General features: G+C 64.9%; 13 protein-coding genes. 5 read left to right on the top strand and 8 right to left on the bottom strand.

The window, feature by feature from the left end:
• Positions 1-3: 3 nt before the first annotated feature.
• Complete coding sequence (locus HBH1_RS03065) at positions 4-675, bottom strand: glutathione S-transferase family protein (RefSeq protein WP_102661521.1); 672 nt, start codon at positions 673-675, stop codon at positions 4-6.
• A 62-nt stretch (positions 676-737) separates the two neighbouring features.
• On the opposite strand from HBH1_RS03065, the gene HBH1_RS03060 reads away from it, so the two are divergent.
• Positions 738-2177 (top strand): aminotransferase-like domain-containing protein, encoded by a 1440-nt coding sequence (locus HBH1_RS03060; protein ID WP_102661520.1) that lies wholly within the window; start codon positions 738-740, stop codon positions 2175-2177.
• A gap of 53 nt (positions 2178-2230) precedes the next feature.
• On the opposite strand, the gene HBH1_RS03055 is transcribed toward HBH1_RS03060, so the two are convergent.
• The 3 genes from HBH1_RS03055 to HBH1_RS03045 form a co-directional block, all read right to left on the bottom strand.
• On the bottom strand, positions 2231-2521 hold the full coding sequence (locus tag HBH1_RS03055) for a helix-turn-helix domain-containing protein (protein ID WP_102661519.1): 291 nt from the start codon (positions 2519-2521) through the stop codon (positions 2231-2233).
• A gap of 6 nt (positions 2522-2527) precedes the next feature.
• Positions 2528-4855 carry an FdhF/YdeP family oxidoreductase gene (locus HBH1_RS03050; protein ID WP_102661518.1) on the bottom strand — a complete coding sequence of 776 codons (2328 nt, stop codon included), beginning with the start codon at positions 4853-4855 and terminating at the stop codon, positions 2528-2530.
• Positions 4856-5039: 184 nt separating this feature from the next.
• Positions 5040-5528, bottom strand: a complete 489-nt coding sequence (locus HBH1_RS03045; protein ID WP_006464533.1) for an Lrp/AsnC ligand binding domain-containing protein — start codon at positions 5526-5528, stop codon at positions 5040-5042.
• Positions 5529-5680: 152 nt separating this feature from the next.
• Here HBH1_RS03045 and HBH1_RS03040 point away from each other — a divergent pair, with 152 nt between their 5' ends.
• Complete coding sequence (locus HBH1_RS03040) at positions 5681-6982, top strand: D-amino acid dehydrogenase (RefSeq protein WP_006464532.1); 1302 nt, start codon at positions 5681-5683, stop codon at positions 6980-6982.
• A gap of 115 nt (positions 6983-7097) precedes the next feature.
• Here the strand turns inward: HBH1_RS03040 and HBH1_RS03035 are convergent, their stop codons facing one another.
• Entirely contained in the window at positions 7098-7910 is an 813-nt protein-coding gene (locus HBH1_RS03035; RefSeq protein ID WP_102661517.1) for an AraC family transcriptional regulator, read from the bottom strand.
• Positions 7911-8027: 117 nt separating this feature from the next.
• Between HBH1_RS03035 and HBH1_RS03030 the strand changes: the two genes are divergently transcribed.
• On the top strand, positions 8028-8909 hold the full coding sequence (locus tag HBH1_RS03030) for a DMT family transporter (RefSeq protein WP_102661516.1): 882 nt from the start codon (positions 8028-8030) through the stop codon (positions 8907-8909).
• Positions 8910-9093: 184 nt separating this feature from the next.
• On the opposite strand, the gene HBH1_RS03025 is transcribed toward HBH1_RS03030, so the two are convergent.
• Positions 9094-11049, bottom strand: a complete 1956-nt coding sequence (locus HBH1_RS03025; RefSeq protein WP_102661515.1) for a two-partner secretion domain-containing protein — start codon at positions 11047-11049, stop codon at positions 9094-9096.
• A 265-nt stretch (positions 11050-11314) separates the two neighbouring features.
• Between HBH1_RS03025 and HBH1_RS03020 the strand changes: the two genes are divergently transcribed.
• Both HBH1_RS03020 and HBH1_RS03015 read left to right on the top strand, forming a co-directional pair.
• Positions 11315-13024 (top strand): ShlB/FhaC/HecB family hemolysin secretion/activation protein, encoded by a 1710-nt coding sequence (locus HBH1_RS03020; protein WP_158243269.1) that lies wholly within the window; start codon positions 11315-11317, stop codon positions 13022-13024.
• Positions 13025-13183: 159 nt separating this feature from the next.
• On the top strand, positions 13184-14374 hold the full coding sequence (locus HBH1_RS03015; RefSeq protein WP_102661514.1) for a DNA topoisomerase IB: 1191 nt from the start codon (positions 13184-13186) through the stop codon (positions 14372-14374).
• Positions 14375-14392: 18 nt separating this feature from the next.
• Here the strand turns inward: HBH1_RS03015 and alkB are convergent, their stop codons facing one another.
• Together alkB and HBH1_RS03005 are read right to left on the bottom strand one after the other, a co-directional pair.
• Positions 14393-15046 carry a DNA oxidative demethylase AlkB gene (gene alkB / locus HBH1_RS03010; RefSeq protein WP_102661513.1) on the bottom strand — a complete coding sequence of 218 codons (654 nt, stop codon included), beginning with the start codon at positions 15044-15046 and terminating at the stop codon, positions 14393-14395.
• Entirely contained in the window at positions 15043-15954 is a 912-nt protein-coding gene (locus HBH1_RS03005; RefSeq protein WP_102661512.1) for an alpha/beta hydrolase, read from the bottom strand. Before HBH1_RS03005 ends, alkB begins: the two co-directional genes overlap by 4 nt.
• Between the last annotated feature and the right edge of the window lie 9 nt (positions 15955-15963).

Raw genomic sequence — 15963 nt, 5'->3', positions numbered from 1 at the left:
AGGCTAGCGCAACAGCTCGTAAGGCCCGCCCTTTTCCAGCGCCCGCTGGTAGGCCGGCCGGGCGTGGATGGCCTCCAGGTAGTGGAGCAGCCTGGGATAGCGCGCATCCAACCCACCCCGCGCCCGCAGCCCCTCGACCGGGAAACTCATCTGGATGTCGGCCCCCGTGAACTGCGCCCCGGCGAACCAGCCGTCCTTGCCCAGTTCGGCTTCCATGAACTTGAGCTGACGCTGCTGCTGCGGCGCGACCAGGCGGCTGCGCATGCCCTGCGCCAGCATCTTGGCGATCGGACGGATCAGCACCGGCACGGCCCCGGGCATCTTGGCGAAGATCAGGCCCAGCAACAGCCAGGGCATGGCCGAGCCCTCGGCGAAGTGCAGCCAGTAGCGATAGCGCAGGCGCTCGGCGGTACCGGCGGCCGGTAGCAGGCCACTGCCGGCGCCGTAGCGTTCCAGCAGGTATTCGATGATGTTGCCCGACTCGGCCACCGTCAGGTCGCCATCGGTAATCACGGGCGACTTGCCCAGGGGATGGACCGCCAGCAGTTCCGGCGGGGCCAGCATGGTCTTGGGATTGCGCTGGTAGAACCTGATCTGGTAATCCAGCCCCAGCTCTTCCAGCAGCCACAGCACGCGCTGCGAGCGGGAGTTGTTCAGGTGATGCACGGTGATCATGGCGGCGTCCTTGTAGAATGCGGGCTTAGCACTTTAACACCGCCGTCCCACATCCCTCTTCCATGGCCGCCATGCCTCTCTACAAACAATTTGCCGACCAGCTGGCGGCCTCGATCCGTGCCGGCGTGCTGCGCCCGGGCGAGCGCATCGCCTCGGTACGCATTGCCAGCCAGCAACACAAGGTCAGCGTCACGACCGTGGTTCGCGCCTACGAACTGCTGGAAAGCCAGGGCATCATCGAAAGCCAGCCGCAATCCGGCTACTTCGTGCGGGCCCAGGCCGAGACCGTCGCCATGCCGGCGGCCAAGACCTCGCGCGAGGACCACCCGGCCTGGCAGGAATCGACCGAGGTCGACGTCAGCCGGCTGGTCCTGGCCACGCTCAGGACCATCCAGCAGGACGGCACCGTGCCGCTGGGGTCGCCCTACCCCAACCCGGCGCTCTTCCCCTCGCACCGGCTGGCGCAGTACGCCGGCAAGATCGCCCGCCATGCCAGCCAGTCCAGCGTGTTCGACGACCTGCCGCCGGGCCATCCGGAACTGCTGCGCCAGATCGCCCGCCGCTACCTGGAAAACGGTCTCAAGGTCGCCCCCGAGGAAATCGTCATCACCGTCGGCGCGACCGAGGCCATCAACCTCTGCCTGCAAGCCGTGGCCAAGCCGGGCGACACCATCGCGGTCGAGACCCCGACCTTCTATGCCATGCTGCACGCCATCGAGCGACTGGGCATGCGGGCGCTGGAAATTCCCACCGATCCCGAGCGCGGGATGGACGTCGGGGCCCTGGAAGAATGTCTGAAGACGCAGGCCGTGGCGGCCTGCATGGTGATGCCCAACTTCCAGAATCCACTCGGATTCCAGATGCCGGACAGCGAAAAGGAAAGGCTGGTGCGCCTGGCCGAACAGCACCAGATGCCGCTGATCGAAAACGCCGTCTACAGCGAACTCTATTACGGCAATGCCCATCCTTCTTCGCTGAAGAACTACGACCGCGACGGCCTGGTGCTGCACTGCTCGTCCTTTTCCAAGAGCCTGACTTCGGCCTACCGCATCGGCTGGGCCATGCCCGGCCGCTACCGCGATCAGGTGGAAAAGCTCAAGTTCCTCAACACCCTGGCCACGCCCACCGCGCCGCAACGGGCCATCGCCGAATACCTGACCCAGGGCGGCTACGAGCGCCACCTGCGCCGGGTACGCCGCGCCTTTGCCCAGCAGCGGGAACTGATGCGGCACTTCGTGCTGCGCTTCTTCCCGGAAGGCACGCGGGTCTCTGCGCCCGAAGGCGGTTATGTGCTGTGGGTGGAATTGCCGCCGCAGGTGGATGCGATGGAGTTGTATCGCCGCAGTCTGGCACTGGGCATCACGGTGGCGCCGGGACGCATTTTTGCGGCCACCAATCGCTACAGCCATTTCATCCGGCTCAACTACAGCTATGACTGGTCGAGGGAGATCGAACAGGCCCTCAAACTGATGGGCAAGCTGGTGCAGGAACTGGCGGATTGAGTTGTCTGCGGCTGCTCACGGCGGCGGTGGCGCCTAGGTCGCTCAGGTAGCGCTTACTGAGGCGGTGGCACCAGCAAGCTGACGCTGCCGGTCCCGTCCTCGTTCATCGCTACCTGCACCACGCCGGCCTCTTCCAGCGCCGACAGCAGACGCCGCAAGGTACTCATGCGCAGTTGCGTGCGCTTGGACAGGCGCGCCAGTGACAGCGCGCCGCCCTCCTTCTCTTCGGCGTCGGCCTGCAAGGTCTCGACGATGAGCAGTACCTCGGGCGGCACCCCCAGATGCCGCGCCCGCTCCTGCAGGTCGCCGCTGTCCGGGGCCGCCGGGTCTGCCATGTCTGCCATCTCTATTTACGCCGCCGCGCGCTGCACCGCCGAACGCGCCAGCAGCACCGGAATCGACTTCGAGGTCGGCGTGCGGGCCTGGTCGGCAAAGCTTTCCAGCGGCACCAGCGGATTGGTCTCGGGATAGTAGCTGCCGATGCAACCACGGGGAATGTCGTAGCCCACCAGCAGGAAACCATCGGCGCGACGTTCCACGCCATCGTCCCAGACGCTGGTGATATCGACCCACTCGCCATCCTTCAAGCCCAGCATCTGCAGATCGGCCGGGTTGATGAACACCACCCGGCGCTGGCCGAACACGCCGCGATAACGGTCGTCCATGCCATAGATAGTGGTGTTGTACTGGTCGTGTGAACGGGTGGTCATCAGGGTCAGCAGCTTCTCGCCGTGGATCGCCCGGGCACGATGGATGGGGGTGTCCTTGGGGATGTCGAGGACCATGAAGTTGGCCTTGCCGGTGCTGGTCTTCCAGACCCGGTCACGCGAGGCCACGCCCAGGTGGAAGCCACCCGGATTGGCGATGCGTTCGTTGTAACCCTTGAAGGCGTCGTAGACCTTTTCGATGGCATCGCGGATGCGAGAATAATCCTCGGCGTACCACAGCCAGTCGATCTGCGGACCGTTGCTGCGCGACTGCATGGTGGCCTGCGCGATATGCGCCACGATGGAGGTTTCCGACATCAGCTGCTCGGAAGCCGGCTTGTTGATGCCATAGGAGACGTGCACCATGCTCATCGAATCCTCCACCGTCACACCCTGCGGACCGGACTTCTGCATGTCGATCTCGGTGCGGCCCATGGTCGGCAGGATCAGCGCGTCACGGCCATGTACCAGGTGACTGCGATTGAGCTTGGTGGTGATATGCACCGTCAGGTTGCAGGAGCGCATGGCCTCGAAGGTGCGCGGGGTGTCGGGCGTGGCCATGGCGAAGTTGCCGCCCAGGCCGATGAAGACCTTGGTGCGCCCTTCCAGCATGGCCATGACCGAGCCGACGGTGTCGTTGCCGTGGTGACGCGGCGCCTTGAAGCCGAAGACCTGTTCCAGGCGATCCAGGAAGGCCGGGGTCGGCTTTTCGTCGATACCCACGGTGCGGTCGCCCTGCACGTTGGAGTGACCACGCACCGGGCACAGGCCAGCGCCCTGGCGGCCGATGTTCCCGCGCAGCATCATCATGTTCGACAGCAGCTGGATGGTGGCCACTGCATGCTTGTGCTGGGTTAGGCCCATACCCCAGGTGGCGATGACCGCCTTACCCTTGACATAGACCTGGGCCAGCTTTTCGATGTCGTCACGGGAGACGCCGGATTCCTCGACGATGTCGTCCCAGCTTTCGCCACGCGCCTGGGCGGCGAACGCCTCGAAGCCGGCGGTATGTTGCTCGATGAAGGCCACATCGATCACGCGCTCGGTCCCTGCGGCCAGGGCAGCGTCGTCCAGCTCGATGGTGCGCTTGATGACGCCCTTGATCAGTGCCAGGTCACCGCCCAGCTTGGGATGAATGAACATGGAGCTGATCCGGGTACTGCCCATGGTCAGCATCTCGACCTTGCTCTGCGGGTCGGCAAAGCGCTCCAGACCGCGTTCCTTCAGCGGATTGATGGCGACGATGGTGGCGCCGCGCTTGGAGGCGTGACGCAGCTCGCCCATCATGCGCGGGTGGTTGGTGGCCGGGTTCTGGCCGAACAGCAGCAGCGTGTCGCAGTGGTCGAAGTCTTCCAGCAGCACGGTGCCCTTGCCGACCCCGACAGTCACCGGCAGGCCCACGCTGGTGGGCTCGTGGCACATGTTGGAGCAGTCGGGGAAATTGTTGGTGCCGTACTGGCGCACGAACAACTGGAACAGGAAAGCCGCCTCGTTGCTGGCGCGGCCGGAGACGTAGAAGTCGGCCATGTTCGGATCGGGCAAGGCATTGAGATGCTGGCCGATCAGTTCGAAGGCGGCACTCCATTCGATCTTGCGGTACTTGTCGGTGGCGGCGTCGTAGACCATGGGATGGGTCAGGCGGCCGTGTTCTTCCAGTTCATAGTCCGACTGCTGCATCAGCTCGGCCACGGTGTGCTGGGCGAAGAAATCGGGCGTCACCCGCTTCTTGGTCGCCTCGGCGGCCACCGCCTTGACGCCGTTTTCGCAGAATTCGAAGGTGGAGGTATGCTCCCGGTCCGGCCATGCACAGCCGGGGCAATCAAAACCGTCCGGCTGGTTCTGCGACAACAGGGTGCGCAGCCCCTTGCCATCGGCCACGTGTTCCTTGACCAGGTTCAGCGCCACGTATTTCAGTGCGCCCCAGCCGCCTGCGGGTTGATTGTATTGCTCGATTCTTGGTTTGGAAGGCATGATGTCTCGGGTCGGAGTGGAGTCCAGTGTAGGTGAAGTCTAGGTCACACCAAACCAAACAGGAATGCACAGGAACGCACGCCGGATTCAAGTACAGTGCAGGTCAAGCAAGCTGCTCAACCATCCCTCGCGCCCCAGCCCCGCCCCCGACCCTTTATCTGGCGACGCCATGCGCCCGATCATCTCAGTCGTCCAGCGGCAAGGCCAGGGTTTCCTTGATTTCCTCCATCACCACGTAGCTCTTGGACTGCGCCGCCCCCGGCAGCTGCAGCAGGATATCGCCCAGCAGCTTGCGGTATTCGGCCATGCCCCGGATGCGGGCCTTGATCAGGTAGTCGAAATCGCCCGAGACCAGGTGGCATTCCTGCACCTCGGGAATGCGCAGCACCTCGCGCCGGAACTGCTCGAACATGTTGCCCGACTTGTGGTTCAGCGTGATCTCCACGAACACCAGCAAGGTCGCCCCCAGTGACTCCGGATTGACGCGCGCGTAATAGCCGGTGATGACCCCATCGCGCTCCATGCGCCTGACCCGTTCAATGCAGGGCGTGACCGACAGCCCGACCTGCTCCCCCAGCTCCTTCATGGAAATGCGCCCATCCTTCTGCAGCACCGCCAGGATGCGGTGATCAAGCTTGTCGAGGGTACGGACGGACTGCTGCTGGGTTCTCATGGGATTTTTCCTGTTTCAGCGCGATTTAAATTATTTCTTCCTGAAATTATCAATAAATACGCGAACAAACACTATTTATTCGCCCATATCATAGCTGAATCTTCTAATCCAGCAGCCTTTCGTAGCGGCATCATTGAAAACGGGGAATCAACATGCGCGTCGTCATTCTTGGAAGCGGTGTCATCGGGGTCACCAGCGCCTGGTATCTGGCCAGGGCCGGCCATGACGTGACCGTACTGGACCGCCAGCCCGGCGCCGCGCTGGAAACCTCCTTCGGCAATGCCGGCCAGATCTCCCCCGGCTACGCCTCGCCCTGGGCCGCCCCGGGCATTCCGCTGAAGGCCATCAAGTGGATGTTCCAGGAACACGCCCCGCTGGCCATCCGCCCGGACGGCACGCTCAACCAGCTGCGCTGGATGTGGCAGATGCTGCGCAACTGCAATGCCGAGAGCTACGCCGTCAACAAGGAACGCATGGTGCGCCTGGCCGAATACAGCCGCGATTGCCTGCGCGCGCTGCGCGCCGATGTCGGCATCCCCTACGAAGGCCGCGAGCAAGGCACGCTGCAGCTGTTCCGCACCCAGGAACAACTGGATGGCGCGGCCAAGGACATCGCCGTGCTCAAGGAAGCCGGCGTTCCCTTCGAACTGCTGCGCCCGGACCAGCTGGGCGGCGCCGAACCGGCGCTGGACAAGGTGCGCGGCAAGCTCACCGGCGGCCTGCGCCTGCCCAATGACGAAACCGGCGATTGCCAGCTCTTCACCACCCGCCTGGCCAAGATGGCCGAACAGCTGGGCGTCAAATTCCGCTACGACGTCTCCATCGATGCGCTGGCCATGGCCGGCGGCAAGATCGCCGGCGTCGTCTGCGGCAAGGAACTGGTACAGGCCGACAGCTACGTGGTCGCCCTGGGCTCCTACTCGCCGCAGTTGCTCGCCGATGTGCCGGGCCTGCCCGCCATTCCGGTCTATCCGCTCAAGGGTTACTCGATCACCGTGCCCATCACCGACGCCAGCGCCGCCCCGGTCTCGACCATCCTGGACGAAACCTACAAGATCGCCGTCACCCGCTTCGACGACCGCATCCGCGTGGGCGGCATGGCCGAGATCGTCGGCTACGACACCACCCTCAAGGCCAAGCGCCGTGCCACGCTGGAACTGGTGGTCAACGACCTCTTCCCCGGCGCTGGCGACACCCGCCAGGCCAGCTTCTGGACCGGCCTGCGCCCGATGACCCCGGACGGCACGCCGGTGGTCGGCGCCACCCCGGTCTCGAACCTGTTCATCAACACCGGCCACGGCACCCTGGGCTGGACCATGTCCTGCGGCTCGGGACAACTGCTGGCCGACCTGATCTCCGGCCGCCGTCCCGCCATCGCCCATGAAGACCTCTCGGTCGAGCGCTACATGCAGTCGGGCGGCCGGGCGCAGGCCCCGCGCCTGGCAGGTGCCTGATCCGGGCTGACGACAGGGCCCACGCCCTGCGTCCTTCACCCCGATAGTCTCTTCTGCATCCCTCGCAGAATGGTTGGCCGGAGCGAAATGCCCCGGCCTTTTTTATGGCCGCCGCTCAGCGGCTGCGACGCACCGCCCCCAGCGCCGCCGGATGGGCCGACGGCACATGCCCGGTCATCTTCCTGAACATCGTGGAAAACGCCGCCGGCCGTTCATAGCCCAGGTCATAGGCGATCACCGTCACCGAATGCCCCAGCGCCAGCCGCGAGATCGCATTGACGATACAGGCCCGCAAGCGCCACTGCTGGAAACCCATCCCCGTCTGCGCCAGGAAACGGCGATTGAAGCTGCGTTCGCTCGTATGCAGTTGCTCCGCCCACTCCCCCGGACGCGAGCGGATCGACGGCGCCATCATGAAGCTGCGGCACAGCGCGCCCAGCTTTTCCTCCTGCGGCAACGGCACGTGGACCGGAATCTCGCGGGCACGACCGATTTCCGCCAGCAGCAGGCGCATCAGGTCTTCTTCCCGGCTATTGGGCGCGTAGAGCGGATCGATGCGGGTCGCCTCGATCAGCAATTCACGCAGCAAGGGCGGCACCTCCAGCACCTGGCAGGTCTGCGCCTGGCGTGGTGCGTGCTCGGGCTCCACGAAGGCACTGCAGGTCGTCACCGGCAGCAGCATGCGGCTCAGGTGCTCACGCCCGGACGGAATCCACACCGCGTGCTGCGGCGGCACCACCCAGGCCCCATCCTGCGTGACCACCTGCATCATGCCCGCCAGCCCGAACAATAATTGCGCCCGCCGATGACTGTGCAGGGGCTGCAGCGAACCGCTGGGATAGTCGGCACCCGCCACCACCACCGGTCGCGCAATCTCCCCCACGCGATCGATGGGCAGGGTCGGCGGAGCTGGCGTGGGCTTGGGCATGTGTCAACCGGTGATGGCGCAGATTCAAACATTATTGACCAATGATCGAAAGTCAGTCAAAGCCCCTTTGCTCTACTGTGCTCACTTCTGCAGGGCTTTCACCAACCGGCTTTCGACATGAACCCACCCATTCTTTCCGGCATCCTGGTCGCGCTGATCTGGGGCATCCAACCCGTGATCTCGCGCTACGGCTACCAGCAAGGGCTGACACCCTATGACGCCACCCTGGTGCGCTACCTCACCAGCGGCCTGCTGATGCTGCCCTATGCCTGGCGCCGCGGGCTCATCGGCGCCTGTGGCGTGGGCTGGCGGCGCGGATTGGTGCTATTCCTGCTCTCCGGCCCCTTGTTCAGCCTGGTGCTGGTCGGCGGCGTGAACTACGCCCCCGCCTCGCATGGCGCGCTGATCCATCCGGCGCTCACCCCGCTGTTCGGCATGGCGATCAGCCGCTTCGTCTTCCGGCAGCACGAGCGCATCTCGCCCTGGGGCGTGCTCCTGCTCCTGGCCGGGCTGGTGCTGGTCGGCCTCAATGGCATCCTGGCCAGCGGCCTGGCCCCGGCAGGCGCCTGGCGCGGCGACCTGATGTTCGTCCTATCGGCCCTGATGTGGGCCTGGTACCTGGTCCTGAACCGCAACTGGCAGGTCGCCCCGCTGGATGCGGTGGCGCTGACGCAGGTACTGTCGCTGGCCTGCACGCTGGTGGCCTTGCCCTGGCTGGGCGAAACCACCTTCAGCAAGCCCCTGCCCGCCCTGGCGCTGCAGAGCGCCTATCACGGCCTGCTGGTGAGCATCCTCAGCGTGGCCTTGTTCAACTGGGTGGTGGCGCGACTGGGGGTGCGGGCGCTGATGCTCAATGCACTCTCACCACTCTTCGGCGTCGCGGCCTCGGCCTGGGTGCTGCAGGAGCCGCTGCCGGTCTCGATGATGGTGGGGGCGGTGGCGATCGTGGCGGGATTGGGGATGGCGTTGCGGGGGGAGAGACGGAGAGAGAATCTTTGAGGGGTGGGGACGAGACTTTGGGAGTGTTGGTGCGATTGAGTAGAGTTTTTGCCGTTTGGGGTGAGCTGGATTTTAGTGGGTAGTTACAGCGAAGCCTTAGCCCATTTATCTGGCCATTCAGTAAAATTGAGTACTTCTTTACCTTCCACGATGAGCGTATACATCGGTTCTTCCGGGAAGTCGTTCAAGCCTGGAATTCAATGTCACGCTTCTTATCTAGCTGTTCCAGTGACGTGATTTCCGATTCACAGTCCTTATTGCACTGGCCAACTAGCTGTTTATCCCTGAGCAGGCTTAACCTTGCCGCCTCTTCATGCTTCAGATAATTATTTATAACTTCGTTATAAGCCGCCGATCCCCCAGCCACACCACCCACAGCCGCCCCAGCCAAGGTACTCGACAACCCCGTCAACTCCCTCGCCAAATCCGGATCAACGCCCGCCTTATTCAAGGCAGCTGCAACGTTCGGTGCGGTGAGCGTGCCCATTGCAGCGCCTGCCGCTCCGGCGAGCCCTCCGGTCAGGCCACCAACAATGGTGTGCGCCAGCACACGCATCGTTCCCTCTACCGTCGCACCGATCAGGTTCGTATCGCGTCCAGAGTCGATATTGACCTGACCGCCGGCCTTGACGTGGGTCAGTACGTTACTCACATCCTTGCCGTCGCTATTGCCCCGGCTACCTGCCGCATTGACCGCAATGGACTGGCCGGCTTCGATGCGCCCGCTGTTGGTGCTGCCTGCACTGCTGGTGACCTGGAGCGCGCCCTGGCTGGCGCGCACGGTGCCGCTGTTATCCACTGTTGCGGCGTTGATCGTCACATCCCGCGTCGCCTGCAGTGTGCCGCTATTGCCGATATGGCCAGTGTTGCCGCTGGCTTGCAGCGCCAGTCCCGCACTGCTGCCGATGCTGTTGCGGTTGTCGATGCTGGCGGCCGTCATCTGCACACCCCCCTCGCCGCCAACGCTGCCGGTATTGAGGATGACGTCGCTGGCCTGTACCGCCAGCGTGCCGGTGCTGGTGATACTGCCGGCATTGTCCAGCGTGCTGGTGGTGACGGTGACGGCGCCCTGGCTGCCCAATTCGCCGCTGTTGCGCACACCGCCGCTGGCTTGCAGCGCCAGCGGGCCGGTGGCGCTGATGGCCCCGCTGTTTTCCAGGCGACCATCGGCGGTGACCACGGCTTGCCCGACCGAGGCGCCGATGGTGCCGGCATTGCGCACGCCCACGCCGTGTTCGGTGGAGGTGAGGTAGATGTGACCGGCGTACATCCCGCCCAGTTGTGCCACGTCGATGGCGATAGCGGGCTGGCCATCGGCGGGAGCGACGCCGGGAACGACGCTGGCATGGTCGGCGCTGACGGTGTTCAGACCGGCGCTGACCTTCAGTTCCGGCGCCCACATGCCGGCATTGACTTGCACGGCGCGGGCAATGATCTCGGCGTAATCGGTGCGGCTGGCATCCATGCCATTGCCGTCGATGCTCACCGTGCCACCGGCGACGCGATAGCTCTCCAGACTGCCGTTGCTAACCTGCGGTAGGCCCGTGGTGAGGGTGGCGCGGCTGGCATTGATGAAGCCGCAGCCGGCGCAGCTGATGCCGGCCGGGTTGGCCACGACGACCTGCGCACGGGCGCCGGCCACTTCCAGGTAGCCACGCAGATAGCTGGGGTTGGTCGAATTGACCTGATTCACGATCACCCGTGCCGCGCCCGTGGCCAGCCAGGGGTTGCCGGTGACCTGCCCACCCAGCTGGGTGGCGGTGGTGACCCGGGCATTGTTGAGGATGACGCCATTGGCGCCCACATCGAACTGACGGTACTGGTTCATCGAAACCCCGGCGCTGCTGGGCGTCTGGATGTTGACCACCGGTACACCATTGGGCGTGACCAGGACCGTCGGCTGCTGGTTGCGCGGGGCATTGCGGTCGCCCAGGATCTGCGCGTGGGCCACGGTGTTCAGGGCCAGCGCGAGCGTAACCGCAAGGCGCGAAAAGCGCAGGACCGACGGGAGCCAATCCGCCGGGCCGACGCCCGGTGCCGAGGTGCGGCCGTGGTGCTGGACACTGGAAGCAATTTCTGCGACAGCCATCAATTGGCCGCGATGCCGGTTGAAAACCAGCTTGTAACGCTGACGGTTCATGGACGCCCACACCCTGATGCAATTGTTTTTATGACCGGCTATACAACGAACCCGTCGTTGTCGGTCATTTCTGATCGGCAAGAATTTGGTTGCCAGGGCCCAGATGTTAATTTAGGTTAACGACGATTTATCGATTTCCCTTATTTCAAGAAGATTTCCTGTCGGGAAAACCCAACATCGATGGGAAGCCATCAAAACTCGTTTATTCATTGACATCATTTATGTTGATTCCTCGCACAAGCGTGCGGGATGAATCGCTCAAGCCATGTTTTCCGTCCCCTGTCTTTCTACCCATCGTCTGGCGATACCGATATTCGCCGGCCTGAACCTGGTCAGCGCCCTGTGCATCGCGCAAACCGCCGTCAACCCGGAACAATTGCAACGCGAACGTGAACGCGCCCTGCGCCAGCAACAGGAACAGCGGCCGGATGTGGGCCTGGGTGGCCCCGTCGCCAGCCCGACGCCGCAGGCCTTTCCCGCAGAGGAGCAACCGTGCCGGCTGATTTCATCCATCACCCTGGAGGGCGAGCAGGCCGAGCGCTTCCGCTTTGCGCTCGCCAGCGTGACAGGCGCGGACGGCGCGCTGGGGCGCTGCCTCGGTTCGCAGGGGGTCAATCTGGTGTTGGCCCGGGTGGAGAGCGCCATCGTGGCGCAGGGCTATACCACCACCCGGGTGCTGGCGCGCCCGCAGGACCTGTCCACGGGGCGGCTGGTGTTGAGCGTGCAACCGGGGCGCGTGCGTCACATCCGCTTTGCTGCCGATGCAAGTGCCCGTGGCACTGCCGTCAATGCGCTGCCGCTGAAGCCGGGCGACCTCCTCAACCTGCGCGATATCGAGCAAGGACTGGAAAACTTCAAGCGCCTGCCGACCGTGCAGGCCGACATCAAGATCACGCCCTCCGAGGATGCCGGTGCCGAGGCGGGCGACAGCGATCTGGTGATCCAGTATCAGCAGGCCTTCCCGTTCCGCCTGACGACCACGCTGGACGATGGCGGCGCCCGCGCCACCGGCAAGTATCTGCTGGGGCTGACGCTGGCCTATGACAACTGGTGGACCCTCAACGACCTCTTCTACGTGAGCGTCAGCCGCAGCCTGAACCACTACGGCGACCACGGCAGCCAGGCCTATACCCTGCATTACTCGCTGCCCTGGGGTGACTGGATGGGTGCAGTCACGATGTCGGGCAACCGTTATCACCAGACCGTGGCCGGGGCCTTCGAGAACTTCGTCTACAGCGGCCGTTCGGAGACCACCGAATTCAAGCTCTCGCGACTGGTCCGGCGCGATGCCGCCAGCAAGAGCACGGTCTTCGTCAAGGGCCTGCTGCGCACCGCCTACAACGCCATCGATGAACTGGAGATCGGTGCGCAGCAGCGTCGCACCAGCGGCTGGGAGGCGGGCCTGAACCACCGCCAGTTCATGGGCGACGCCATTGCCGACGCCACCCTCGCCTATCGTCGCTCGCTGGATCGGCAAGGCAGCGAACCGGTGACGCCCTACGACCTGCCGCAGATCGACTCGCGCTACGGCCTGTGGTTGCTGGATGCCTCGCTGAACGCGCCCTTCCAGCTGGCCTCGGCGCGTCTGCGCTACAGCGGCACGCTACGCGCGCAGTGGAACCGGGGAGCACTGCCGCCGCAGGACCAGTTTTCCATCGGCGGCCGCTATACCGTGCGTGGCTTCGATGGCGAGCTGACCCTGCAGGCCGAACGGGGCTGGTTCCTGCGCAATGAGCTGGCACTCGCCCTGGGCGACAGCGGACAGGAACTGTTTGCCGGTGTCGATACCGGAGCGGTGGCCGGACCGATGGCGCAGTACCTGACCGGTCACCGGCTCACGGGTGCGGCGCTGGGCGTGCGCGGCAGCGTGGCAAAGATGAACTACGAGATGTCGCTGGCGACGCCCCTGGCCAAGCCGGTGGGTTTTGCCACGGCCGCACTGACAGGTGGCTTCAGCCTGCAGTGGTCGTTCTGAGCCAGTCGTCTGAGCTAGTCGTCCGGGCTAGTTCGACGTGCGGGAAAAGTCCCACACTATCCCCGGCCAATGGCTGACTGTCGGCCGGGGCGGCTTGCTCAATAATGGCCGCCATGGACCATTGCCGGATGTCCCGGCGCCGCGTCCGAGGAGACCATCATGGACCGCAATGCTGCTCCCCCCGCCGATGCCCGTCACCAGGACGAGGCCGCCGACATCGCCCGTGCCAACCAGCTGCGCTACGTCAACGACGAGATGCCGGGCATCCGCCGCAGCCGCCATGGCAAGGGCTTTGCCTATCACGATGCGCAGGGCCAACTGATACGCGATGCCGAAGTGCTGGCGCGCCTGAAGTCGCTGGCCATTCCACCGGCCTGGGAAGAGGTGTGGATCAGCCCCCATCACAATGGCCATATCCAGGCCACCGGGCGCGATGCGCGCGGTCGCAAGCAGTACCGCTATCACGCCCGCTGGCGCCTGGTGCGCGACGACGCCAAATACCTGCGCATGATCAGTTTCGCCCGCGCCTTGCCCACCATCCGCAAAGTGGTGGAGCAGGATCTGCAGCGGCCCGGCCTGCATCGGCAAAAGGTATTGGCGGCGGTGGTGCATCTGCTGCAGAGCACCTTCATGCGGGTCGGCAATGACGAATACGCGCGCCAGAACAAGTCCTTCGGGCTGACCACGCTGCGCCATCGCCACGTGCGGGTCGATGGCAGCGATGTGCTGTTCCGCTTCCGTGGCAAGAGCGGCGTGCAGCATGACATCAAGCTGCATGATCCCTATGTGGCGCGCATCATCCGCAAGATGCGCGAGTTGCCGGGGCAGGAGCTGTTCCAGTACGTGGATGACGACGGTGAGCGGCACTGCATCGACTCCGGCGACGTCAATGCCTATCTGCGCGAGGCAGCGGGCGAGGATTTCAGCGCCAAGGATTTCCGCACCTGGGCCGGTACGGTGCTGGCTACGCTGGCGCTGCAGGCCTTCGAGCGGGTGGACTCGCAGGCCCAGGCCAAGCAGAACGTGGTCCGCGCCATCGAGAATGTGGCCCGCCGGCTTGGCAATACGCCGTCGATCTGTCGCAAATGCTATGTGCACCCGGCGGTGATCGAGAGCTATCTCGATGGCAGTTTCGCCGAGTTGCTGGAAGAGCGGGTGCAGGCCGAACTGGTGCAGGAGCTGCACGACCTGTCGCCGGAAGAGGCGGCGGTGCTGGCACTGCTGCAACAACGCCTGCACGAAGCCGATGATTCCCCTGCACGTCCGCCGGCGCGCAAAAAAGCTGGCAACCGGGCAAGCAGCACTGCGCGCAAGGCTGCACACGGCAGCGCGCACGCTGCACGAGCCTGATCGGCAGGATCGTTGCCCTCAGCGGGCGCGACGGAAGGTCAGGTTATAGCGGCAGCGACCGGTGAGCGGGTGCTCGCCGTCGCGCAGCACATCCACGCCATGAAAGGCCAGCCGCGCCGGGCCGCCCCAGACCACCACATCCCCACTCTCCAGCCGCATGCGTTGCGGCTTGTCGCTGCGCTCCATGCCGCCAAAGAGGAAGGTTGCCGGCAAGCCGAGCGAGACCGAGACGATGGGCTGCTGCATGTCTTCTTCGTTACGGTCCTGATGCAGTGACATGCGGGCGCCGGGGTCGTAGCGGTTGACCAGGCAGGCGTCCGGCAGGAAGGGAGCAAACCCGCCCGCCGCGGCCGCCCGCTGTGCCAGTGCGACGAATGCTGCCGGCATGTCGGGCCAGTGCTGCCCGGTCAGGGGGTCCAGTGTCTGGTAGCGATAGCCACGACGGTCGGTGACCCAGCCGAATTGCCCACAATTGCTCATCGCCACCGACATGCGAAAGCCGCCCGGCGTCTGCATATTGCGCAAGGGGGAGTGTGCCAGCACGGTATCGATGGCAGCCACCAGCGCTGCAGCCTCCTCGTCGCTGACGAAGGCGCGCAGCAAGGTCGCGCCCTCGGTGATGCTCTCGATGTCAGGCTCGCGGGGCAGCGCGGCAAACAGGTCACCGGTCACGGCGCGGCCTTGGTGCGCGGGGGCGGCGTAGCGATGAACTCGATGACCGTCTCCAGCGTCGGCGCCAGGAATCGCAGCGGCCGTGCCAGACTGCCCACCAGGGAGGCGTGCGAGGTGTTGTCGAAGTAACGTTCCTCCACCGGCACCTGCTGTGCGCGCAGCAGTGTGGCCAGCCCGCCCGTGTTGCGGGTGGCCGAGACCAGCTTGTCCTTGTGCGAGGCGATCAGCAGCGCGGGTGGCGCACCGGCCTGGACGTGGCGCACCGGTTGCGAATCAGGCGGCGAGTCGGGGGCAAAGAATACCGGCTTGACGTCCGGGTTTTCGATGGGCAGGAAATCGTACGGCCCGGCCAGGCCGATCCATCCGCGCAGGGCATCTGGCGAGGCGCCGGCCTGGCGCAGCCAGCGCGCGTCCAGGGCTAGCATGGCCGCGTTATAGGCGCCGGCACTGTGCCCCATGACGAAGACCCGTTGCGGATCGCCGCCCAGTTCGTGCAGGGAACGCAGGGTCCAGGCCAGGGCCTGGGCGCTGTCCTTGAGGAAATCCGGATAACGCACTTCGGGATAGACGCGATAGTCCGGCAGCACGGCGATGATGCCGCGAGAGCTCAAGGCTTCGCCGACGAAGGCGTAGTCCTTGCGGCTGCCTTCGTTCCAGCTGCCGCCATAGAAGAAGACCACCACCGGCAAGCCCTTGGCGGTCGCGGCGTCGGCCTGCGCGGCCGGCCGGTAGATGTCCAGCTTCTGGCGTGGATGGTCGCTGTCGGTGTAGGCCACGCCTTCGGTCTTGATGTAGCTGGAGCTCGGGGTAACCGCATTGATGGCCGACAGCGGCGAACAGGCGATCAGGCCACCCAGGACCAGCACCGCGCCGGTGAGGGCAAGGCCGGCCTTGCCAAGAACATGCATGCACGACTC

Origin of the sequence: Herbaspirillum sp. BH-1, assembly GCF_002870055.1 — a bacterium.
Lineage (GTDB): Bacteria > Pseudomonadota > Gammaproteobacteria > Burkholderiales > Burkholderiaceae_D > Herbaspirillum > Herbaspirillum frisingense.
The sequence above is the reverse complement of the archived record's forward strand: the minus strand, read 5'-3'. Positions and strand labels throughout refer to the sequence as shown.

Bases quoted from the DNA above. Each gene is read 5' to 3' on its own strand.
- HBH1_RS03055 (WP_102661519.1), bottom strand. From the start codon at position 2,521: ATGGCAGACATGGCAGACCCGGCGGCCCCGGACAGCGGCGACCTGCAG.
- HBH1_RS03030 (WP_102661516.1), top strand. From the start codon at position 8,028: ATGAACCCACCCATTCTTTCCGGCATCCTGGTCGCGCTGATCTGGGGC.
- HBH1_RS03035 (WP_102661517.1), bottom strand. From the start codon at position 7,910: ATGCCCAAGCCCACGCCAGCTCCGCCGACCCTGCCCATCGATCGCGTG.
- HBH1_RS03050 (WP_102661518.1), bottom strand. From the start codon at position 4,855: ATGCCTTCCAAACCAAGAATCGAGCAATACAATCAACCCGCAGGCGGC.
- HBH1_RS03020 (WP_158243269.1), top strand. From the start codon at position 11,315: ATGTTTTCCGTCCCCTGTCTTTCTACCCATCGTCTGGCGATACCGATA.
- HBH1_RS03040 (WP_006464532.1), top strand. From the start codon at position 5,681: ATGCGCGTCGTCATTCTTGGAAGCGGTGTCATCGGGGTCACCAGCGCC.
- HBH1_RS03025 (WP_102661515.1), bottom strand. From the start codon at position 11,049: ATGAACCGTCAGCGTTACAAGCTGGTTTTCAACCGGCATCGCGGCCAA.
- HBH1_RS03045 (WP_006464533.1), bottom strand. From the start codon at position 5,528: ATGAGAACCCAGCAGCAGTCCGTCCGTACCCTCGACAAGCTTGATCAC.
- HBH1_RS03015 (WP_102661514.1), top strand. From the start codon at position 13,184: ATGGACCGCAATGCTGCTCCCCCCGCCGATGCCCGTCACCAGGACGAG.
- HBH1_RS03060 (WP_102661520.1), top strand. From the start codon at position 738: ATGGCCGCCATGCCTCTCTACAAACAATTTGCCGACCAGCTGGCGGCC.
- HBH1_RS03065 (WP_102661521.1), bottom strand. From the start codon at position 675: ATGATCACCGTGCATCACCTGAACAACTCCCGCTCGCAGCGCGTGCTG.
- HBH1_RS03005 (WP_102661512.1), bottom strand. From the start codon at position 15,954: ATGCATGTTCTTGGCAAGGCCGGCCTTGCCCTCACCGGCGCGGTGCTG.